The organism is Scytonema sp. HK-05 (assembly GCF_963872035.1).
Taxonomy (GTDB): Bacteria; Cyanobacteriota; Cyanobacteriia; order Cyanobacteriales; family Nostocaceae; genus Kalymmatonema.
This window is the reverse complement of sequence record NZ_CAWMYC010000035.1, coordinates 102,730-124,645: the sequence shown is the minus strand read 5'-3', so window position 1 is coordinate 124,645 and position 21,916 is coordinate 102,730. Positions and strand designations below refer to the sequence as shown.

Annotated in this window: 13 protein-coding genes and 2 pseudogenes; 10 read left to right on the top strand and 5 right to left on the bottom strand. The window is 46.0% G+C overall.

Annotated elements, in window-relative coordinates; translation table 11 throughout:
- Nucleotides 1-150: 150 nt before the first annotated feature.
- The 5 genes from AACT52_RS06680 (at nucleotide 151) to AACT52_RS06660 (ending at nucleotide 11,056) form a co-directional block, all read left to right on the top strand.
- Complete coding sequence (locus AACT52_RS06680; protein WP_073629949.1) at nucleotides 151-1,074, top strand: DUF11 domain-containing protein; 924 nt, start codon at nucleotides 151-153, stop codon at nucleotides 1,072-1,074.
- Nucleotides 1,071-5,027 carry a hypothetical protein gene (locus AACT52_RS06675; protein ID WP_233153865.1) on the top strand — a complete coding sequence of 1,319 codons (3,957 nt, stop codon included), beginning with the start codon at nucleotides 1,071-1,073 and terminating at the stop codon, nucleotides 5,025-5,027. The genes AACT52_RS06680 and AACT52_RS06675 overlap by 4 nt, the downstream gene beginning before the upstream one ends.
- A gap of 3 nt (nucleotides 5,028-5,030) precedes the next feature.
- A complete protein-coding gene (locus tag AACT52_RS06670) occupies nucleotides 5,031-7,391 on the top strand; it encodes an OmpA family protein (protein ID WP_073629860.1) in 2,361 nt (786 codons plus the stop codon).
- 63 nt (nucleotides 7,392-7,454) lie between these two features.
- On the top strand, nucleotides 7,455-10,160 hold the full coding sequence (locus tag AACT52_RS06665) for an SdrD B-like domain-containing protein (protein ID WP_073629858.1): 2,706 nt from the start codon (nucleotides 7,455-7,457) through the stop codon (nucleotides 10,158-10,160).
- A gap of 347 nt (nucleotides 10,161-10,507) precedes the next feature.
- Nucleotides 10,508-11,056 carry a hypothetical protein gene (locus AACT52_RS06660; protein ID WP_073629856.1) on the top strand — a complete coding sequence of 183 codons (549 nt, stop codon included), beginning with the start codon at nucleotides 10,508-10,510 and terminating at the stop codon, nucleotides 11,054-11,056.
- Between the two features lie 164 nt (nucleotides 11,057-11,220).
- On the opposite strand, the gene AACT52_RS06655 is transcribed toward AACT52_RS06660, so the two are convergent.
- Nucleotides 11,221-13,224 (bottom strand): serine/threonine protein kinase, encoded by a 2,004-nt coding sequence (locus tag AACT52_RS06655; protein WP_073629854.1) that lies wholly within the window; start codon nucleotides 13,222-13,224, stop codon nucleotides 11,221-11,223.
- A 163-nt stretch (nucleotides 13,225-13,387) separates the two neighbouring features.
- Between AACT52_RS06655 and AACT52_RS06650 the strand changes: the two genes are divergently transcribed.
- From AACT52_RS06650 to ygfZ, 5 genes and pseudogenes are all read left to right on the top strand, one after another.
- Nucleotides 13,388-13,873: a hypothetical protein gene (locus tag AACT52_RS06650; RefSeq protein ID WP_041040817.1), complete on the top strand. Its 486-nt coding sequence runs from the start codon at nucleotides 13,388-13,390 to the stop codon at nucleotides 13,871-13,873.
- A 248-nt stretch (nucleotides 13,874-14,121) separates the two neighbouring features.
- The gene (locus tag AACT52_RS06645; protein ID WP_143172743.1) at nucleotides 14,122-14,616 is read left to right on the top strand and encodes a hypothetical protein; all 495 of its coding nucleotides are present in this window, start codon (nucleotides 14,122-14,124) and stop codon (nucleotides 14,614-14,616) included.
- Between the two features lie 15 nt (nucleotides 14,617-14,631).
- Nucleotides 14,632-15,132: pseudogene (locus AACT52_RS06640) on the top strand (NACHT domain-containing protein); the annotation flags it as partial.
- Nucleotides 15,133-15,453: 321 nt separating this feature from the next.
- The gene (locus AACT52_RS06635) at nucleotides 15,454-16,260 is read left to right on the top strand and encodes a HEAT repeat domain-containing protein (protein ID WP_272937081.1); all 807 of its coding nucleotides are present in this window, start codon (nucleotides 15,454-15,456) and stop codon (nucleotides 16,258-16,260) included.
- 20 nt (nucleotides 16,261-16,280) lie between these two features.
- Nucleotides 16,281-17,291 (top strand): CAF17-like 4Fe-4S cluster assembly/insertion protein YgfZ, encoded by a 1,011-nt coding sequence (ygfZ, locus tag AACT52_RS06630; protein WP_073629947.1) that lies wholly within the window; start codon nucleotides 16,281-16,283, stop codon nucleotides 17,289-17,291.
- 9 nt (nucleotides 17,292-17,300) lie between these two features.
- Here the strand turns inward: ygfZ and AACT52_RS06625 are convergent, their stop codons facing one another.
- The 4 genes and pseudogenes from AACT52_RS06625 to AACT52_RS06610 form a co-directional block, all read right to left on the bottom strand.
- A complete protein-coding gene (locus AACT52_RS06625) occupies nucleotides 17,301-18,401 on the bottom strand; it encodes a DUF5331 domain-containing protein (protein WP_158054578.1) in 1,101 nt (366 codons plus the stop codon).
- A gap of 126 nt (nucleotides 18,402-18,527) precedes the next feature.
- Nucleotides 18,528-19,918: pseudogene (locus AACT52_RS06620) on the bottom strand (RNA-guided endonuclease InsQ/TnpB family protein).
- 330 nt (nucleotides 19,919-20,248) lie between these two features.
- Nucleotides 20,249-20,536 carry a (2Fe-2S) ferredoxin domain-containing protein gene (locus tag AACT52_RS06615; RefSeq protein ID WP_073629846.1) on the bottom strand — a complete coding sequence of 96 codons (288 nt, stop codon included), beginning with the start codon at nucleotides 20,534-20,536 and terminating at the stop codon, nucleotides 20,249-20,251.
- A gap of 306 nt (nucleotides 20,537-20,842) precedes the next feature.
- Nucleotides 20,843-21,817: a cysteine synthase A gene (locus tag AACT52_RS06610; RefSeq protein WP_073629844.1), complete on the bottom strand. Its 975-nt coding sequence runs from the start codon at nucleotides 21,815-21,817 to the stop codon at nucleotides 20,843-20,845.
- Nucleotides 21,818-21,916: the final 99 nt, after the last annotated feature.

Sequence of the window (21,916 nt, the reverse complement as noted above, 5' to 3'; positions counted from 1 at the left end):
TTTCTTCGCTTTAGACCTCAATAAATCAGGGGCTTTGGAATACAAATTCTTATTTGGCGACAACTCTAATGTTGTTTGGTTAAAAACCTAAACGTGTTTGGTTGAAAACCCAAACGTTAGACAAACTTCTGCTGTTGCTTGATGCCTTCAATGACATCTATATTCTCATGGCTGAGGCATAGGAGCCTCTTTTTAGCCTTTACCTTTTTAGGTGCTTTTACCTATAAAATTATCCCTTCTGTTGCTCAAACAGGGGTAATCTCAAACACTGCAAATGGTGGTGCAGACAATCTCCCACAAAGAGTAAATTCTAATCCCGTCACTTTTAGAGCGGGTCAAGCTGCGTTGGAGATTATCAAAACAGGTGATAGAGCTGCAGCCGAACCAGGCGACACAGTCGTTTATCGCCTGGCGATTAGAAATACAGGTCGTTCGGCGACAACGAATTTGACGATTACAGACAGACTTCCTCTAGGTTTACGATTTGTCTCCAAGTCGCTTAAAGGTTCTATAGGAGATAGACCTGTGCCTTTGAGGGTGAACACTGCTTCAAATCGGACGGTGACAATCACCTCACAAGAAGGACTCCAACCAAACCAGACTTTGAATGTTGTCTACGCCGCCGAGGTCACACCAGATGCGGTTCGAGGAACTGGAAGAAACTTGGCACAAGCCAGTTCTGGGAACTTGACAAGTAATCAAGCTAGTTATCTGTTGCGGATTCGACCAGGTATTTTGTCTGATTGTGGCACCTTGATTGGTCGGGTGTTTGTCGATAAAAACTTTGACGGAGAACAGCAACCGAACGAACCGGGAATACCAAACGCCGTTATTTACATGGATGATGGCAATCGCATCGTTACCGATGCAAAGGGTCTGTTCTCCTTGCCAAACGTCATCTCTGGTTATCGGTCAGCAACGCTGGACTTGAGTAGCTTACCAGGTTACGCACTGGCACCTAACTTGTACTTCATAGAAAAGAATAGCCAGTCACGCCTGGTGAAATTAGCACCCAGCAGTATGGTTAGGGTGAATTTTGGGGTTACACCGGCGTTTTCAGAGGGTAAGCGATGAAAACAAGAAAGCTAGGAAAAACATTTACCAAAAAAATTGGCAGTGCCGACAACAGCCAAATTTTGTACCTTTCCCTAGTCACTAAGGGGAGTGCAGGCATTTTACCAGCATTGATAGCAGTCACTTTACCCTCTTTTGTTGGCACAGAGGCAAGGTTCTCCAACGCTGCTTTAGCCAGTGCGCCAACGGAAGATCAAGGGCAGACAGTGACATCATTCCAACTAGGGGAAGCAGAGGGACAAGAGGACAAGGAGCACAAGGAGGACAAAGAGCACAAGAAGGACAAGAAGGAATTTACTTTGTTGTCTCCTGCACTCCCCAATTCCTCATCTCCCTCATCATTCTTTTTGTCCCAATCAATTGAAGCTTTCCCGGCTTCCCCATCTCCCTCATCTCCCTTATCTCCCTTATCTCCTTCATCTCCCTCATCTCCCTTATCTCCTTCATCTCCCTTATCTCCTTCATCTCCCTCATCTCCCCTTACTTCCCCGACTCCCCCGACTCCCTCCACTTCACAAACCCCTCCAACGGGGAATAGTGCGCCATTATTACCTTCACAACCGATTACCCAGAACAAAGTCAAAATTGACATTGCACCTGTAGCCGACCCGCGCGTCCAAGCGGATGGGCGCTCTACGATTCAGCTTTCTGGGCAAATAACCGATGAAAACGGTCAAATCATCCGCGAAGATGTGATGGTAACTTTGACCACGAGTGCAGGGAAATTTGTTGGAGCAGACCAAGATAAAGACCAAGGTGGTTTTCAGGTGATGGCGCGGGGTGGTGAGTTTACTGCCACACTGCAATCAGACATCAAACCTCAACAAGTCCGCATTCGCGCAGCGGTAGACAGTATTAGAAAACAATCCCCAGCGCCCAGACAACTGGGGATTCTGGGAGATGCACCATTTGAGCAACAAACAGAGACTTCTGTATTCAACAACTTCAAAAAGACCCCAATTGAGGCTTACACCCAAGTAGAATTTACGACTTATCTCCGTCCATCACTGGTAACAGGAGTCGTGAATTTGCGAATTGGTGCAGGTGGCACTGATTATTGGGGGAGTTTTCGGGATTTTCTTGACCCAGAGAAAATAAATGATGGCACAACGGTTGATTTCAAGGCTTCCGTCTTCGCCACTGGTCAAGTAGGGGATTGGTTATTTACAGGAGCGTTTAATAGCTATCGCCCGATTAACGAAGACTGCGAAGGTAGAAACCGCTTGTTTGGTGGTGTTCAGTTTTGCGAACAACCTTATCCCGTCTACGGCGATAGTTCCACTTCTACTGCTACCACTCCCTCTATAGATAGTTTTTACGCTCGCTTTGAGCGTACACCCTCCATAGTGGGGGCAGAACCAGACTACTTCATGTGGGGGGATTACAACACAGCAGAATTTGCCAGAGGATCCCAGCTATATACTGCCACTTCTCGGCAGTTACACGGCTTTAAAGCAAACTACAACTTAGGCAACTTCCAGATCACTGGGATGTATGCCAACAATATTGAGGGCTTCCAACGGGATACTTTTGTACCTAATGGTACCAGTGGTAACTATTTCCTATCAAAACGTCTCCTGATTCCAGGGAGTGAAACCGTTTATGTGGAAGCAGAAGAAATCAATCGTCCTGGGACGGTGATTGAGCGTAAACAACTGTTTCGCGGTCCTGATTACGAAATTGACTACGATCGCGGTACACTTCTGTTTCGCCGTTCTATTTTTGCAACGGAACTCGACCCGTTTAATCGCTCTTTGGTGAGGCGAGTTGTTGTCACCTACCAAAACGAAGGCGGTGAAGACTCCAGCCTTTATGCTGGAAGATTACAATACAACTTCTCTCAAGCACTGGAAACCAAATCGTTCCTCGGTGCGAGTTACCTACTCGAAGACCAAGGCGCTCAAGATTTCCATCTGTATGGAGCGGATTTCCTTCTATCTTTCGGCAATACAGGTAGGATTGTCGGGGAATTTGCTCGTTCTAACAATGACCTAGTGACTGGTCGGGAAATCAATGGTAATGCTTACCGCCTAGAGGCTGTTGGTAACTTTGGTGGTTTCCAAGCGTCAGCCTACTACCGCGCAGTTGAGCCAGGCTTCGCCAACAATGCCACCTTTAGTTTTGTCGCCGGACAAACGCGCTACGGAGCGTCGGCTCTTGCCAAGATAACTGACACCACAAGCTTGATAGCAGCTTACGACTACGAAGAAAACTATGGAACCTCTCCGAGTCGAATTGTAGACTTTTTTGACTTATTCAATCCCCAGCCACAAGCACGTCCTGGTGAAAGTGTCAACAACGAACTCAGAACCTTCAGCGCGGGAATTCTACAAAAGCTGGGCGCTGCTGATTTGAGTTTGAGCTATGTTAACCGTTCCCGTGAGGACCGTGTGAGCGATCGCTTTGATGGCGATGCCGATCAGTTGGTATCCCGTCTGAAGCTGCCATTAACTCAAACTTTAACTTTCCAGGCTCTAAATGAACTCAATTTGGGCGACTCTGACCCACTGTATCCCAACCGCACGACTTTAGGGCTGGACTGGAAAGCCTTTCCAGGTGTGACATTACGATTGGCTCATCAGTTTTACGATGACACCAGCTTACTCCGAGGCAACTCGATCACCACCCTGGATACGATTGTTGACCATAAGTTTTCTGAAGATACCGCTCTGACAGGTCGTTATTCTGTGCTATCAGGATACAACGGCTTACAAGGTCAAGGCGCTGTGGGACTAAATCACAGGTGGGCGATCGCTCCTGGCTTACGCGCCAACGTCGGTTACGAATACATCTTCAAAAATATCTTCAACGGCACTGCTGCGGGTCCTCAGTACGAGCAATACTATACTATTGGTCAATCAGCTTCTACCCTAGGACTGTTTTCTGGTTCTGTTTACAGCCTCGGACTGGAATACACCGATAATCCCAATTTCCAAGCAAGCACCCGATTTGAATATCGAGACGGAGATGAAGGAAATAACCTCGTCATCTCAGCAGCTGCTGCGGGTAAACTCACCCCCGCTTTAACTGCGTTAGTCAGGTTTCAACAAGCGGGTGAAGCAAATGTCTTTCTGCCGACTTCTGCCGGTATTAACGTTTCAGGAGTCAGATTCCAAGAACTCGGAGACACAGCCAACCTGAGAGTTGGTTTAGCTTACCGTGACCCTAGTAATGATAAGTTCAACGCCTTGCTGAAATACGAATGGCGTCAAAATTATGACTCAATTCCGGAAACTCAGCTCACAGGCTCTACGGCAACAGGTCATGTCTTTTCCGCAGAAGCCATTTACGCTCCTAACTGGCGATGGGAATTCTACGGCAAATATGCCCTCCGTAATGGAGTCACCTTCTTAGATGGCGAGAGATACGACGGTAGTGTCAACTTAGCGCAACTGCGGACAAGTTACAGACTGGGTTATCGCACTGACTTAGCCGTCGAAGGACGTTGGATTGGTCAAAACTCCAATAGCGGCACTGACTACGATGAATTCGGAGTTGCTGTAGAAGGTGGGTATTATTTAACACCGGATTTACGGATTGGTTTGGGCTATAGCTTTGGCAGTGTGGATGACCGCGATTTTACTGGCTACCGTTCTGAGGGTGGTTTTTACCTCAATATCAGCTTGAAGCTGAATGAGCTTTTGGGCGGTTTTGGATTGCAAAAGCCTGTACCCAGACAGCAGCAAGAGTCTGAAGTGTCACCAATATCTCAGGCAAAACCTGGAACCCAATCAAAAACACCCCAAAGCAAACTCATTGCGCATCTGAAACAAACACAAGCGTCATCTGTAACTGAATCACAGACACCTCAAAGCAAACTCATCGAGAGTCTGAAACAGACACAAGCGCTAGCGTTTGGGCAAACCAAATCACAAAAGTCTAGAATCCTACAGCTAATCAACAGCCTCAGAAAACAGCAGGCTTTTCCCGGTTTCCGAGGTGGAGAGGAGTGAGTCATGTCCATGAAAGTTCATTGGCTACCCAATTTCCAGGGTGCTTTTAACAAAAGGAAGAACAAAGGAAAAATTAAGGAGAAAATTTTTTATTTACTTCCTGTTACCTTTTACCTTCTACCTTCAGATGTTGCATTCAGTCAGATAGCAAAATTGGGGAATCGGGAATCGGGAATCGGGAATGTTTCACAACAACTACCCCCCTCATCTCCACGCCAGTCGCCTCAACGGGGGGAACCCCCGCAGGGCGCTGGCTCCTCATCCCCTTCCTCCTTCCGAGTTGTGGTAAACAGCAATCAAGATGGTGATGTCAAAGCTGATGAGCAACTGACTTTGCGCGAAGCAATTGAGGTTGTCAATGGTACGCTACCAGTTGAGCGACTTAGCAGTGCAGAAAAAGCACAAGTTCAACCAACGACTGGAGGGAGTCGTATCGAGTTTAATCTCCCTGCGGGTGCGACGGCTATCCAGTTACAGAAACAACTGCCAGATTTGGCATCTCCAGGATTAGTCATAGATGGTTCGACTCAGCCTGGATACGATGCTTCAACTTCAGCAACTGCTGAAATTGCCATTCCCATTCCGCTGGTGGCGATCGCCCCTGCACCAAACACAGAAATCTTTCGCGGTTTGACTGTCGTCGCAGATGGCGTGACCATTCGCGGCTTAAATCTTTACGGCTTCAATGCTAGCCCGATCAAGCAGCAACTCGGAAACCTGCTGATTTACGATGGCGTTCCTAAGCCAGTAACGCTGACGACACCGCCTGGGGATATTGTCATTTCCCACCGTTTCCCACCTCCCAACACCAAGAGACAGCAACCCCCCAACGATGACTTTCCTTTTTATAACAGGGATGTTCCCCCGAAAAACGTTGTCATTGAAAACAACTGGTTGGGGCTAACGGTTGATGAAAGACTGCCCGATAACACATCGGCTTTCGGGATTTACGTTTTTAATTCCCAAGGGGCAACAATTCGCCGTAACCGTATTTATTACCACGAAGGGAGCGCTATTATTACCTCAGTACGTGGTGAAAATACGCTAGTTAGCGAAAACATCATTGTTGGTAATGGGCTTGCTGGAATGCCGGATGCCCTACGTATAGAAGGTGTCGTTAACAAGTCCCAAATTACAGGCAACTTGATTTGTGCCAACGATGGTGCTGGTGTGTATTTATTTAAACCAGAAGGAGATGTGCGAATCCAAAATAACCGGATTACCTACAACGGCAGGCGTTTGCGCCGAGCAGCAGTTTACCTGATGGGAAGTAACCATCAAGTCTTAGGTAATCAAATTGACAATCAAACGGGACCTGGGGTTGTCGTGTCAGCTTTTCCCAATACCAAGAGCAATATTATCCAAAACAACGGGTTTGCTGCACTCGAGGGCTTGAGTATTGACCTCAACACCGAACGAGATCCGGAGGATGTATATGACTTTCAGCGGGGAGATGGTCCCAATCCTAAGCGAAATTCCCCTAACCGCCGTCAGGATACAGGCAATGCTGCCATTAACGCTCCAGAATTCGCCACAAGAACGTTTGTTCCTGCTGGTAACAGTGTGACATTACAAGGAAAAGCTGACCCCAATTCTGAGGTTACTATTTATCGCCTCAGCGACTATCAAACAGGAAAACAGGCACTTTATCAGCCAGGTTACGGCGCGCTAACGACTCCACTAACGACAACCAAGGTGGATGAAAAGGGTAATTTTAGCGTGACGGTAGAAAATCTACAAGTTGGGGATATCGTGAGTGCGATCGCCACCGACCCCAGATACGGCACCTCTGAACCCGCTGTTGGCGCATTTATTGGCACAACAGGCACTTCACCCAACTCCGCCCCAGCAGGCAAACCACAGCAGATTTTACCTCCGCAGTGTACTTCACGCCCCGCGCCACCTGAACCACCAGCACCACCTGAACCACCAGCACCACCCGAACCTATCCGGCTACGAGTACCGCGCAACGTTCACTTTGCTCTAGACAAATCCTTTATTAGTCAGGAAAGTGCGGCTGTTCTTGATAGAGTGGCAGAAGTCTTGCAGCAATATCCTTACATCGTCATCGAATTACAAGGTCATACAGACCCCCGCGCCAGCGACGCATACAACCAAGCATTGGGTAGAAGACGGTCATTGTCTGTGAGAAATTATCTATTGCGTAAGGGTATCGCACCAGAGCGGATGACAATCCGCTCGTTTGGCGAAAGCCAGAGGAAGGTTCCAGGGGGTACGGATGTTGTTGATTACGCGCGCGATCGCCGTGTCGAAATCATCTTTAGAGATGTTAGAGGTATTGACCTGATTATTGAAGAACAAGAAGATGATTTGCAAATTGAGAGGCAACGAGGCAGAAGATAGTCCAAAACTCTATAAGTTCAAACTCCGTAGTTCACAGTCCACACGTCCAAAGTCTAGAAGCTCATGAAAGCTTTATTTCAGCACCTAAAAGCGATCGCTCCATCTTCCCGTTGGCTTTCGCGCCAAGTCTTTGAAGTAGATAGCCTGTCGGCAGGACATAGGGAATTTGCTGTGGCTCATGTATTAAATACAACTAATAAAAAAAACGTGCGTCTTCTTACTTTCAAGGGTACGCTTGCTACTGTGCTTTTCGCCTTGCCACAGGTTCCAATAGTAGGGAATTTTTCGGGTGGGAAGGCGTTGGCGCAGACAACACCAGGCAGCTGTCCAGCTGGTACAACGGCACAAACCCTACAATGGACTCCAACCAACAACCGGGCAGGAATTGAAAGTCAAAACCTGACCATTAACGGAATTAGCACTACCCTCAGCTTTAGTGAAAGCGCCCCTGGTCAAGTTATCGACTCAAGTGAAACATTCATTTCCTCAGAAGTTTACGGCGGCATTCCTGGACCAAATCTAAGGTTCAATATCGGCCTTGATAGTCAAGATCCAAACTTGCCTTTTGATGGACCAGCGCCAGTCGGTAGTAGTGCGACACTCACCATTAACTTTTCACAACCAGTCACCCTGGCATCCCCCCTCACCTTGTTAGATGTTGACCGAGCTGGGGCACGCGATACTATAAATAATATTGCGTATATTTACCAAGATAGAGTTACAGTCACAGCTGCCAATGGTAATACACCCGTTGGCGTGACGCTGGCTCCTGGCACGCAGCCGACGTATGTTAGAGTGACTGGCAACGTTGCAGAAGGCATCAACGAGAATGCTTTCCCTAACCAAAGCTTTGGTAACGTTACAGCTACGCCATCTGGTGCAGTGACTCGAATTCAGGTTACCTACCAGCCAGGAACAGAATTCGGTAATCCTTTGCAGGATGAGACTATTGGTCTTGCTCAGATACAAATTTGTGTGCCGACAGGAACAGGCACAATTGGCGATACAGTCTACAACGACACCAACGGCAACGGCGTCCAAGATGCAGGAGAACCCGGAATCAGCGGTCGTACCATTACCTTAACAGGTGCAGGACCGGACGGTCAATTTGGCACAGCTGACGACATTACCCGCACCGCCACCACCGATAACAACGGCAGATACAGCATTCCCAATCTGCCCAGTGGAAGCTACAGAGTCAGCGTCACGAACCCACCAGACGGCTTGTCCCCCAGCCAAACTCCGCCCGCTACCATTACCCTAGCAGCAGGTCAAAATTTAGACACGGCTGATTTTGGCTTTACGCAGCAGCAACTCGGCACAATTGGCGATACAGTCTACAACGATACCAACGGCAACGGCGTCCAAGACGCAGGAGAACCCGGAATCAGCGGTCGTACTATCTCCTTAACTGGTGCAGGACCAGACAACAACTTTGGCACAGCTGACGACATTACCCGCACTGCTACCACGGATAACAACGGCAGATACAGCATTCCCAATTTGCCCCCTGGAAGCTACAGAGTCAGCGTCACCAACCCACCAGATGGCTTGTCCCCCAGCCAAACTCCGCCCGCTACCATTACCCTAGCAGCAGGTCAGAATTTAGACACGGCTGATTTTGGCTTTACGCAGCAGCAACTCGGCACAATTGGCGATACAGTCTACAACGATACCAACGGCAACGGCGTCCAAGACGCAGGAGAACCCGGAATCAGCGGTCGTACTATCTCCTTAACTGGTGCAGGACCCGACGGTCAATTTGGTACTGCTGACGACATTCCCGGCACTGCTACCACGGATAACAACGGCAGATACAGCATTCCCAATCTGCCCGCAGGAAACTACAGAGTCAGCGTCACGAACCCACCAAATGGCTTGTCCCCCAGCCAAACTCCGCCCGCTACCATTACTCTAGCCGCCGGTCAGAATTTGACCACGGCTGATTTTGGCTTTACGCAGCAGCAACTCGGCACAATTGGCGATACAATTTTCAACGACAGAAATAGCAACAACGTTCAAGATTCAGGGGAAAGAGGTATCAGTGGCATTACTGTCACTGCGACTGGTGCAGGACCGGATGGTCAATTTGGCAATGATGACGACATTACCCGCACTGCTACCACCGATAACAACGGCAGATACAGCATACCCAATCTACCCGCAGGCAGCTATAGAGTCGTCGTTTCTAACCCTCCGGCTAGCTCTACTCCCACCCTGGCTCAGCCCAATCCCATTACTTTAGCAGCAGGTCAAAATATTAATACGGTTGACTTCGGTTTCAATGCTCCTGTTTTAGGAGCAGGCGAGACCAATTTGCTGTTGGTGAAGCGAATTACCAACGTGTTGAGAAATGGTCAGTCCATCCCAGGCCCTAACTTCAGTACCTTTGATGATGGTCCTGGGAATGATGACAATCAAATCAACCAGTCACAGCCTGTTCGTGGTGTTCGCGATCTACAGACGCCTGTGCAAAGCGGCGATGAAGTGGAGTACACAATCTATTTCCTTGCCCAAGGAGTGAACAATGTCAGGTTCTGCGACTTAATTCCAGATGGTACAAGTTATAGCAACAACGGTATTTCCGTGTCTGGGGCTGGTAACGGTGCAGATCAAGGAACATTTTTATCACCTTTGGCACCTTTGCCTGCAGGTAATACCTGCCAGAGTCAAACAAATAATAAAGGTGCGGTGATTGTCAACTTGGGCACTTTTAGTACGAACAGTGGAAACCCCGCTTATGTTCGCTTCCGTGTCAGAGTCGATTAAAGCGTTTTGTTTGTTGAGGGGGTGGGGAGATATTTCGCTATCACCCTTGGGCTAAATCATAAGAAAACGGAGCAACCTTATATATTTCTTTACTAAAAGATGTACTCTTTTCGGCAGCAGCAAGGCAGTTTGTCTTGTTGTAATCAAATATGTACTACTTGAAACTGCCTTGCTGCCAAGGTTGCTCCTTCTATAACTTTGATGAAACCCCATCAGCCTCCACGAGTCACCCAACTTGGTATAAAAGTTTTCAGATGTTCAGCATACAAAAAAATTGAAAGTCAATTAGGTATTATTATTATTTTTGTTTTCGCCTGAATCCTTACGAACTACTTTATTAAATTGCAATGCAAAAAACTCAGTTAATCAGTTCAGTGCTCACCAGTGCCTTACTATTGTCCTCCTTATTTTCCTTTGGAGGGAAAATTGCTCAAGCACAACGGGCACAGCGTCCTGTCTCCCTGCTAAATAGTAAATGTGTAAACAGTGGACTTGGCACTGTTCGTCAGGAGAACCTTGATGTTTCTATAGGCAGAGCAGTTTATACTAGCAGGTTTTACCTCGGACCAGGTAACCGTTCTGCTTCTCTAACTTGTAGCATCAAGCCAGAAAAGAGTTCTAGACCCCCGTTTCAAACCCTCAGTTTGGGTTTTGGAATACGTGACAATGATACAAAAAGTCCAGGGGTTGACGTTAAAGTTTACTTAGATGGCAACCAAGCTGAAACACGTACTGTTGCCCCTGGACAGCAAACTTCATTAGCACTTGATGTCAGCAATGCCAGCAACGTTGCTATCGAGGCTGTTTGTACTAGTCAAAGCCAATATTGTGACCGAGTTTACTTCTTCACCGCTGCTTTAGAGCGGCAGAGTGCCCCCGCACAACCGAAAAAATAGTTCGACAACCTTTAGTATGGATCTACGGATAGATTGACTGCTAATTGTTAAATGTTAGTTGTTAGTTGTTAGTTGCTAGTTGTTAGTTTTTTTACTAACAACTAACGACTAACGACTAACCAGGAAGTATTAGTAACAGACCAAGGTTTATTGATAGCTTTTATTTAGAGCTCGTTTTCTAGAATTTCTTCTGGTTCCAAAATTTCGGTATCATCGTAACTATTTGTAGTGTAAACGTGATTATCTATACTGGAATGCGGATGTTCTAGTTTGGGTTTATTGTGATTGCTGTTACCAAATTCCGGAAGCTGTTGTTTTGCTAAATTATTGGCAGCTTGTTGAAATAATGGCTCTACTTTGTTTCGCCAGTACTGAATATTGGGTAATTTTTCTGGATGGTCTTTATAAGCCAACACTTTATCCCATTGCCCCTCAGCAAACGCTGTGTCGAGGTCTTTAAATAGAGCTTCCGCTTTACTCCAATCTTGCTGCCAGTGAGATATCATCTCTGTTGTCTCTTTGACAGCAGTGGGATTTGAAGTTACTGTCCTTAACAGCGCGATCGCACCTTGTAAATCTCCTGACTCGTACTTATTCTTGGCTTTTTCCACAACCTGGGAACCGTTGTCATTATAAGCTAAAGGTTTTGATTGTCCTGATTGTTCTGACTCTTGTGACGATGAGATTGGTAAATCAACCACAGGTTTTGTTTTTGGCTTAGGCGCGGGGCGATCGGCAATCAAGTTATTATCATCTAGTGTTTTGATTGCAATGCCCTTGTCTCGCAGGCAAGAAACCCATTCTTCGTTATTTTTGATAACTTCTGAGTTTGCCCAAGCCTTCTGTGTCGGATCAAGTTTAATCTGTACCCAACCGCGTTTTGTCCGCATACCTGTCACCTCAAATTTAGTATTTTTAGTAACAGTTTCTACAATAGAATCATCGTTAATAGGATTTGGCTCAGAACGGATATTAGAGTTCTCCTTGACAATAGCTAAACAGTTTTGTGCTAATGTCGCGTCACTATCTGAGTTTGCGCCATTTATAGCAAAATTGGAAGCCAAACCTTGAACGTTCTTGACCACAGCTGGGGTAACAACAGCAGCGCCACCAACCAAAACCGCCAGAATTAATAGCTGTAATAAGTCAGGTCCACTAGAACCTTTGGGGGTCGATTTAGGGGTTACTGCTGCTACAGGTTGGGCGACAAGATTTGCCGGAGCAACTGCGAGCGTTTTTTGTCGAGACTGTGGAGATAAGGCAGATGAGGACTTGATGATTTGGTAGCTGGGAGTGTTTGAGTATTCTTCGGGCGTATACCTTGAGGAAAACGGTTGCAATGCTTGCAGTGCTTCTGATGCACTCTGGAAGCGATCCTTGAAATGATAACGTACCATCTTGCTTAACACGGCTTCCAAGGCGTTGCTTACAGGTACAAGATGTTGCCAAAGGATTTCCCCAGTATGAGGATCTTCTTGCAAATCCATTGGCGCGACTCCCGTCAGCGCTTCAATGGCAATGATACCAAGAGCATACATATCACTGTTTGGGCGGGGTTTGCCTTGACCTTGTTCCGTGGGCATATAGCCAGGAGTGCCAATAGCTACAGTCGCAGAGTGATGACCTGCAGCTGTAAACATTTGTGTTCGCGAAGCGTATCCAGCAGACACTCGCAATTGTTTAACAGCTCCAAAGTCTACAAGAACGAGTTTGTTATCCGAGGCGCGACGGATGATGTTATCCGGCTTGATGTCGCGGTGAATCACACCCTGTCCGTGGACAAATTTCAGAATGTCTAAAACTTCCAGCAGCAAACCAGTCACTTGGCTTTCATTCCAGCGCTGATTGGGATGCAGTTCCTCACTTAGGGGATGCCCTTCAATAAATTCTTGTACTAAATAAAATTCTTGGTTTTCGTCAAAGTAAGCTAGAAGCCGAGGAATCTGGTTATGGTTGCCCAGTTTTTCTAGAGTTTCCGCTTCAATTTGGAACAGGCGCTTAGCAGTGTCAAACATTTTTGCCTCGGAATTAGCAGGCTTAAGGTGCTTGACAACGCAAATGGGGTTACCCGGTCGTTTGGTATCTTCGGCGATGTAAGTTTCACCAAATCCCCCTGTAGCCAGGACTCTAATAACTTTATAACGATGATCCAGTAGCTTACCTATCATATTCACTCCCCAGCGATAACACCCAATTTTAAAGAGGGTAATAAATATCTCCAAATTTTTCTCAATGAAATCCGCTATCTTGAGAAAAGATTTGGATGTAAAACGTAGTTTTTTAATAAATACACATTGTTAATTTTTCTTTCAATAGCCCTTGTTAATTCCAATGCCACCTAAAATTAGCAATTCAGTAGCATGGCAGCAGGCGGAACTCCTCATGCAACCTGCTTTCATTCGCGTTGTCGATAATATTCGCAAGTTGCTTGATGTATCTTCCTGGACGGGGACTTATCAAGATGTCCTGATTTGGCCTACTGGCACTACTGATGAAACCAAAGCAATCGTGACGAAGCTCCTGCAAGACCTGGAAGCCGTAACACCGGAGCAAGCTTTGGAAATCAGAGAAACACTCTCGCGTCTGCCAATGCCCCATCCAGGATACCATTTATGTCTACAGCGTCAAGAGCAACAAATCAGTATAGATTTATGGGAATTGTGTTATCAAGTGTGTTTTCGTGAATACATACCGGGGAATGAAACAGTTAACATTGATACGAGTTTAATCGATGAAAACGGCGAGGTGGACTGGCAACGCTTGGAGGTTAAGACAAAGGAGTTAGTTGAACAAGTGTTTGCAAATTTACCAGAGTAACCTCACCAAAACAGTGCTGAGTACTAAATGCAAATTATTTAGGATTTAGCACTCAGGACTTTCATTGCCAGTGATCAAGAAAGACGGTAAAAAGTGCCGTGAGGTTTCCGACTTGATGGTGTACATCAAAAGGTCGCAGAATAGCATTCTGGGGCTAGATGAACAAAGCCTGCAGAATAGACCTCTCCAAAAAACAATGTAGAGACGTGCCATGGCACGTCTCTACAACGGTTATAAACAACCCACAATTGCCTAGTTCCCAGCCTCAGGCTGGGAATGCAGCCGGTCAGTGTTGGGTAGTTCACGAAAACTCCACTGAATGCAAGATGAATGTTTCTGGTGGTAAAGGGTACGAGCAAAAAGATAATAAAGGTCATATATACAACGCCGACAAGATGGAGGTGCATCATCACCACGCCACCGATTCGGTAGAGTCTGAAAAAATAACTTCGCTTGACTGGCGCAAACTTTGCGGTGCAATGCTGAAACATCAGCAAGAATCCCAGAGGCTAAGACGGAAAGTCACTGAGATGGGATGTGAGGTGAATGTTCATGTACCACTGGGATTAGTGGAACGCAAACAACAGGCTCGCCGGGGTATGGATGAAAATTGTCAGCTAAATGAGGTGTATAGGGTAGAGAAAGAAGCGATCGCCCAAATTTACCAACATGACGAGTTTCTCCAACAGGTGATTGGACAAACTCCTACAGGGAAAAACAAGCACGTTGCGATTATTGGCTAACCGGGAGCAGGGAAAACGACTTTGTTAGGGGCGATCGCATCTTTCATCTTCAAGCAGAACCCCACCCCGGCTTCGCCACCCCTCCCCGCAAGCGAGGAGGGGTTAGGGGAGGGGTCAAACTTGCCTATCTTTATTTCTCTGGCTAGTTTGGAAGGAAGGACGCTAGAGGAATATCTCCTTAGTAAATGGCTTCCAGAAGCGATGAGATTATCTCCTCCTGAAGTTGTGATCACGCCGCAAATTGAGCCGCAGATTCAGCAAGAGTTCATCAAACGGTTCCAGCAAGGTGAGGTGTGGCTGCTGTTGGATGGTGTGGATGAGATGGGTTTTGATTCACCCGTCCGGGCGTTAGATACAATTCAAAAATACCTCACTTCCTGGCTGACTCAGGCGCGGGTGGTGCTAACTTGTCGGGTGAATGTCTGGGATGCTAGCGTTAACAATCCGCTGAGTGGCTTTGACACCTATCGCACTCAGGATTTTCAGCCAGAGCAAATTGACGAATTCATTCAGCAGTGGTTTGATCATGCTAAAGAACCACAGCGAGGCGAACAACTACAGGCGAAATTAAAAGAAACCGGAAGAGAACGCATCCGCGAGTTAGTCAAAAATCCGCTGAGGTTGGCGCTGTTGTGTCAGATTTTCTATTTGGATAAGCAAGCAGAATTACCAAAAACCAAGGCAGGGTTATACGACAGATTCCGCCGCTATTTTTATGAGTGGAAACACAAGGAAGTTAAGAATCGGGAGGAATTGCACTTTTATCTGGGAAAATTAGCCGTAGCAGCAATCAAAACCCTAGCAAGATTTCGCTTGCGGGAAAGTCTTGCAAAGGAAATGGGCGAGGATTTGTTCAAATTAGCCTGTGATTTGGGTTGGCTAAATTTGGTAGCTCGAGATTCCCAAAGTGACGAAGCCGTTTATGCTTTCTTCCATCCCACGTTTCAAGAATATTTTGCAGCGTGTGCAATTCCAAATTGGGACTTTTTCTTACCCCGCACTCACAAAAATAAACCTGTAAAAGATAAAGAGAATCCAGACAAATACAAGCCTTACCGCATTTTTGAACCGCAGTGGAAAGAGGTGATTTTGCTGTGGTTGGGGCGAGAGGATGTGGAAAGCCAGCAGAAACAGCAGTTTATCGAACCGTTGATAAAGTTTAACGATGGGTGTGGAAATAACAACTTTTATGCCTATCGAGCCTACTTTTTAGCCGCAGCGGGGATTGCTGAGTTTAAGGATTATCCCCAAGCAGATGCAATAGTCAAGCAAATCGTTGATTGGAGTTTTACAAGACTGATTGCAAAAGAAGCAAAAGCTGCAATACAACAGACGGATCGCACAAAAGCAATCAACGCTTTAGTTGAGTTAATCCAAAACTCTCAACATGAATATACCCGTGGGCTAGCGGCATATCACTTAGGGAAAATTGACAAAGATAACCCAAGTGCAATCAAGGCTTTAGTTGAGTTAATCCAAAACTCTCAAGATGAATCTACCCGTAGGCGAGCGGCAGAAATTTTATGGCGCAGCGCCGAAAATATGCCCTACCCAAAGTTTTATCAGCTTTGGCACGAGGGACGGGGTGGTGTTTTCAAGTGGTTGCTCAATTATTTGCTAAGATTTTCAATGCCCATAACCTAGCGGCACGTAAAGATTTCACCATGTCTACATCTGCCATTGACACCAACGACGCAGCGGCTATCCAAGCAGCACAAAACTCTGTTGCAGTGTACGATCGCTCCCATTGGGGACGCATCAAAGTTTCCGATGGCGATCGCCTCCGCTTTTTGCACAACCAAAGCACCAACGATTTCCAAAGCCTCAAACCAGGACAAGGCTGTGATACGGTTTTTGTAAATTCTACCGCCCGCACGATTGACTTGGTCACAGCATACATCCTGGAAGATTCGGTGTTGTTGCTGGCTTCGCCTAACCGCCGCGAGTATTTGATGCAATGGCTGGATCGTTACATCTTCTTTGCTGACAAGGTGCAATTGACCGATATCACTGACGAAACTGCCACCTTAACCCTCATTGGGCCAGAAAGTGATGCTGTTGTAAAAAAGCTAGGGGCTGAGGCAATTATCGGTCAACCTTATGGCAATCACATCCTCATCCCCCCTGCTGGCGGGGGGGACACAGGGGGGGTTCTTGTCGCCGTAGGAAGTGGTTTGGCTTACCCTGGATACACCTTGATTTTACCTGCTGCTGAAAAAGAACAACTTTGGAGCAAAATTGTTGAAGCTGGGGCAGTACCCATAGGCGATCGCTCTTGGGAGACGTTGCGAATATTACAAGGACGCCCGACTCCAGACCATGAACTTACGGAGGATTACAATCCTTTGGAAGTTGGTTTATGGCAAACTATTTCCTTTAATAAAGGTTGCTACATTGGACAAGAAACCATCGCCCGTTTAAACACTTACAAAGGTGTAAAGCAGCACCTTTGGGGCATTCACCTAAATGCCCCAGCCGAACCGGGAAGTCCAATTACCATCGGAGATGAAAAAGTTGGCAAACTGACCAGTTACACAAAAACCCTTGATGGTCACTTTGGGCTTGGCTACATCCGCAGCAAGGCTGGTGGTGTAGGGTTGAAAGTCCATGTAGGAGAAGTTGAGGGCGAAGTCACAGAAATCCCGTTTGTTTCTCAGGATTACCCACAATTGTGATCAGTGGTTTTATCGAATAAAACGTGTTTCTTCTTGATCGCATCCCACACCCTGACAAAACTCATCTATCCAATTAGCCAAATGACTAGTACTAGCAGGTGGTGGATTAACTTGCTTATGAGCATTTTTTTGTGGAGTGGTCACAAGCCTACCTTTTCTTTCCACTTGTGTAGCAAAGGCAACAGATGAAACAGGTTTGCTATCCACCTCGCTAGCAATGAACGCAGCCAATGACATAGGTTGACTTTTACTTTCCCCATCAGAAGTATCAACCGCAAGCAATGATCTGGGTTTGCGTTCCCTTTCCACACGTGTAGCAGGGGTAACAGATGGCACGGATTGACTTTTGCTTTCCATCTTGTTACAAAAAAATCCAGCCAAAGGTATGGACTGGCTTTTGCTTTCCACCTCGGTTGTAGTTGTTGTCATTAAACCAAGAGAGTTGCTTTTACTTTCCACCTGAGTGCTAGCAACTGCAACAGATTGTACGGATTGACACTGGCTTTCCACTTCAGTGACAATTGCACTAAAACTCGAAGATTGACTCTCGGTTTGCGTTTGCGGAGGAACTTCGCTAGTCAGTGCAACAGATGATACTTGACTTTTGAGGTCATGTGGAAACAACGCCAAACCTAACCCCCCAACCCCCTCCCCTAAGAGGGAATGGGGAGAATTAAAAGCTTCTCTCCTTGCAGGAGAGAGGTTTGGAGAGAGGTTATCCAGAACCCGTGAATTTTCCACTTCTGTGTCAACTACACTGGGCGTCAAAGGTTGATACTTAGGCAAGGTCTGATGCCAAAACTCACTCTTAACCTCTTGCGCCACAGAATTTGGTGATTCTACTAAATCTAAATGCTCCTCAGGATTAAAGTTAAGACCTAAAGCTGCAACAATCTGATCTGGATCGTTGTTCAGTTCCAAAATAAAAGGAAAAATTTCTTCAAGTTGTGGCTCTAAAACAGACACAGTTGCCAAAATAAAACTAGAGGAAGGGCGACGCTGACCATCGTAAGTTCCCCAAACTCGCATTTTTTCCAGCCACGAACGATTGTTGTCATAGTAACTCACCCACTTAAGTTTCAAAGAATGACGTAGCTGCTGAATATTCATCATGAAATGTCCCGCTTCAGTCAAAAAGAGTGCAGACCTCTATAATCTATAAACTGTTAATAATGAACCATTACCCTGTGGATGAAACCGATATTGACATCTCCCCCTTTTGGAAAAAGGGGGATTCTAGACTGTTGTTGCTCCGAGGGCTAGAAGCCCATCTGGACAACGTCTACGATATGATTTATCTAAACGAGAGAACAAATCATACCGATGTGGCAGTGTCAAAGCTGCCCTAACTACCTCGACTAGGTTTAATCCTAGCTGTGTAGCTACTTTTCTCATGATGTTGGCACTACCATTGCAATCTGCATTGATGACGTGACCATCACGACTTTTGTACAATCCGCGTTTTACCGCAATGACGCTGACGGTTTCCAACAGTCGGGTTTTTCACCATGCTTGTAGAGGCGATCGCCATCCAAGTAAGACGCTTTTGATGTGTACGCTTCCTCTGTAATTGTGAGTACAATTCCATACTCACAGGCTAGTTGCTTAAGACGTTCAATTAGCCGTCCGGTAGGAATGACAACAAAGTTTTGATTGTTGCGTTTACCCATACTGGAACCATTCTTTTGTCCGTCGTTCCAACCAATAACAAGGTTTCCTACGCGGTCATTGAGACACTGGTTAATGAGAAATCGTGCTGCTTTGTTAATTGCGTCTCGCATCTGATTATTGCGTTTACGCTGCACTCTATCAAGGTTGGAGTCCCAATAAAAGTCGGATTTTCCTTGCTTATATTTGGCAACCAACCGGCAATAACCTTGATTCATGCTCTTCAGCTTACGACCATCAATAATTAAGCTTTTGCCACGAGTTGAAACACCCGTTAACCAGTTCGTGCCGCCGTGGTCGTAGCTCCAAGCTTGGGTGTAATCAAGATTTGGGTTGGCTTGAATTGGTTGTTTAGCGTCATCAATCACCCAGTCAATCCAGAGTTCTCCAAGGTTTGGACGTACACGTACCTCCCGTACCCAGTGCGAATCAATAAAATCTGGTAGAGGCAAAGCAATGTCTGTGAGCAAATGAGGTTTCGTTTCTCTACTGATTGACGGGTAGAAACAACCATCTCTATAAATAAGTGCTTGACGGGGGAACGTTACTGGTGCAAGTCCACCACGTTTTCTGTACTTAGGCAATGATGGTCTATCAACTTCACCTTTGTAGTAAGCGCTAACCAATCGGTTGTAACTAGTAATTGATTCACCAACAGTTTTAAGTGTTTGTTGTGCTGACTGTGCAGCCATTGCTTTGTAATGCGGATTATTTTTGAGAACTTTATCTAGTTCTGGGTAGGTGATATTACATTTGTACGTTTTCCATCCGTAGCATAATTCGTCACCACGCCAATAAGTTGTGAATGCTTCACCTTGTTGCTCAAGCTTGCTGCAATGAGTTTGACGTATGTGGTAAATCGCTGAATTAATTAAACTGTTAGCGTGTTCACACTGGTCAACCCAAAACACTTTTTCTTCATCGTTAAATTTAGCTTTGACTGGAATTGTCCGGTACAGTTGACTCACCTCCTTGCTTCTGTTAACATAGCTTTAGCATACGCGTCACCGCTAAGCATGTCAAGCAAAAAAGGTATAAAAGGTCAAAGAAACACACCTATACTTCACGACGAAGTGAAAGAGCGCCACACCGTAGTTCTAACCCCAACGGTGTGGACAAAATTAAGGGCTATGGCTGACGCTAAAGGTATAAGTATTAGCGAGATAATTGAGGAGTGGGTAAGAGAAACATGATTGTTAAAACCTGCCCTTGTCGCATTTCATCCCCTCCTTAAAAGGTAGGGGTTCTCATCCTCCCATCTTGTTTTGATAGAGCATCTATGTCACTCTTTAACCACCGCGTAAATGCTGTTCTACCAGTAGAGGTACTTCACTAGGATGAACGCGACTATACCAGACCCTATCTGGTAGTATCAGCACTATAGGTCCATTGCCGCATTGTCCTAAACAGCCGCAACCACTCACAGTCACTTCAGGAAATGGTTGCGCCTCAAAAGCCGCTAGTACCTTTGCTGCACCTTGCTTGCGGCAAGTGCGATTTTGGCACACGCGGACGCACATAGGAGATTCGGGTGGGGGTGTTGCTGGGGAGTTAGATGATTGAGATATATTGTCCATTTGTCATATCAAGTCCGGCAAATTACCCATAAGAAAACTTATATGTAGTAAGGACTTCAGTCCTTGTTTTCGTCCAAGAGGACTCTTGTCCTCACTACAAACTTGAGTTTGGTTATTTAATCGGACATGATATCAATTGTTCTTTGTCTTTTGTCATGAGTCATCTGTCCTTTGCTTTTCGACAAAATAGACTTCTTGCAAAAGTCGAAAAAAAAAGAATAATTAACCACAGATGGACACAGATGGACACAGATGGAACTCACATTCCCCAAGAGGTTTAATGACTTCATGACAAAAGACTCATGACTAATCTGGTAAAAGACCTTTTGATTCTAGCCATTCGTTGTTGAATATACGTGACTGATAACGGGAACCGCTATCACACAAAATGGTGACGATGGTGTGCCCTGGTCCCATTTGTTTTGCTAAAGCAACCGCAGCGGCGACATTTATACCTGTGGAACCACCCATGAATAAGCCATCTTTCCGCAGTAACTGATACACGACGCGTATGGCTTCTGTGTCATCAATCTGGATGGCGTCATCAGCAGGTGCGCCTTCCATATTGGCGGTGATGCGACTGTTACCGATGCCTTCGGTAATAGAATTGCCTTCAATCTTGATTTCGCCTGTTTTCACATAGCTGTAAAGCCCGCTGCCCATCGGGTCGGCTACAATGCATTTGATGGCTGGATTTTTCTCTTTTAAGTACATAGCGACACCTGCAAAGGTGCCACCAGTTCCTGTTGAAGTGACCCAAGCATCAACTTTACCATCTGTCTGTGCCCAAATTTCTGGTCCTGTGGTTTCGTAATGGGCGCGGCGGTTTGCTAAGTTATCAAACTGATTTGCCCAAATAGCATTTTCCATCTCGCTAGCGATTCTGCCAGAGAGTTTGACGTAGTTGTTAGGGTCTTTATAAGGTACCGCAGGGACAGGGCGAACTTCTGCGCCTAATGCTCTCAAGGCATCCATCTTTTCTTGAGACTGAGTGTTGGGAATAATAATCAGGCATTTATAGCCTTTAGCGTTGCAAATATGTGCCAGCCCAATACCAGTATTACCAGCGGTTCCTTCTACGACGGTACCACCAGGTTTAAGTAAGCCTTTTTCTTCGGCATCTTGGATAATGTAAAGTGCTGCCCGATCTTTAACAGAACCACCAGGGTTGAGAAATTCTGCTTTAGCAAGGATTTCGCATCCAGTTTCTTCACTAAAGCTGTGTAAACGAATCAGTGGTGTATGACCTACGGTATCTACAAAGCCGTTTTTGATATCCATGTTGAATTTACCTATCTTCTTCCGATGAGTTTGAGTGAACCTATCTCAAACTTATCGGTAAACGAGACTATGCTTTTGGTCATCAGAGAGTTTCAATCA

Excerpts from the sequence above, each read along its gene's own strand:
- ygfZ (WP_073629947.1), top strand. The coding sequence starts at position 16,281 with ATGTCTACATCTGCCATTGACACCAACGACGCAGCGGCTATCCAAGCA.
- AACT52_RS06625 (WP_158054578.1), bottom strand. The coding sequence starts at position 18,401 with ATGAATATTCAGCAGCTACGTCATTCTTTGAAACTTAAGTGGGTGAGT.
- AACT52_RS06615 (WP_073629846.1), bottom strand. The coding sequence starts at position 20,536 with ATGGACAATATATCTCAATCATCTAACTCCCCAGCAACACCCCCACCC.
- AACT52_RS06670 (WP_073629860.1), top strand. The coding sequence starts at position 5,031 with ATGTCCATGAAAGTTCATTGGCTACCCAATTTCCAGGGTGCTTTTAAC.
- AACT52_RS06680 (WP_073629949.1), top strand. The coding sequence starts at position 151 with ATGACATCTATATTCTCATGGCTGAGGCATAGGAGCCTCTTTTTAGCC.
- AACT52_RS06675 (WP_233153865.1), top strand. The coding sequence starts at position 1,071 with ATGAAAACAAGAAAGCTAGGAAAAACATTTACCAAAAAAATTGGCAGT.
- AACT52_RS06610 (WP_073629844.1), bottom strand. The coding sequence starts at position 21,817 with ATGGATATCAAAAACGGCTTTGTAGATACCGTAGGTCATACACCACTG.
- AACT52_RS06660 (WP_073629856.1), top strand. The coding sequence starts at position 10,508 with ATGCAAAAAACTCAGTTAATCAGTTCAGTGCTCACCAGTGCCTTACTA.
- AACT52_RS06665 (WP_073629858.1), top strand. The coding sequence starts at position 7,455 with ATGAAAGCTTTATTTCAGCACCTAAAAGCGATCGCTCCATCTTCCCGT.
- AACT52_RS06650 (WP_041040817.1), top strand. The coding sequence starts at position 13,388 with ATGCCACCTAAAATTAGCAATTCAGTAGCATGGCAGCAGGCGGAACTC.
- AACT52_RS06635 (WP_272937081.1), top strand. The coding sequence starts at position 15,454 with ATGGGCGAGGATTTGTTCAAATTAGCCTGTGATTTGGGTTGGCTAAAT.
- AACT52_RS06655 (WP_073629854.1), bottom strand. The coding sequence starts at position 13,224 with ATGATAGGTAAGCTACTGGATCATCGTTATAAAGTTATTAGAGTCCTG.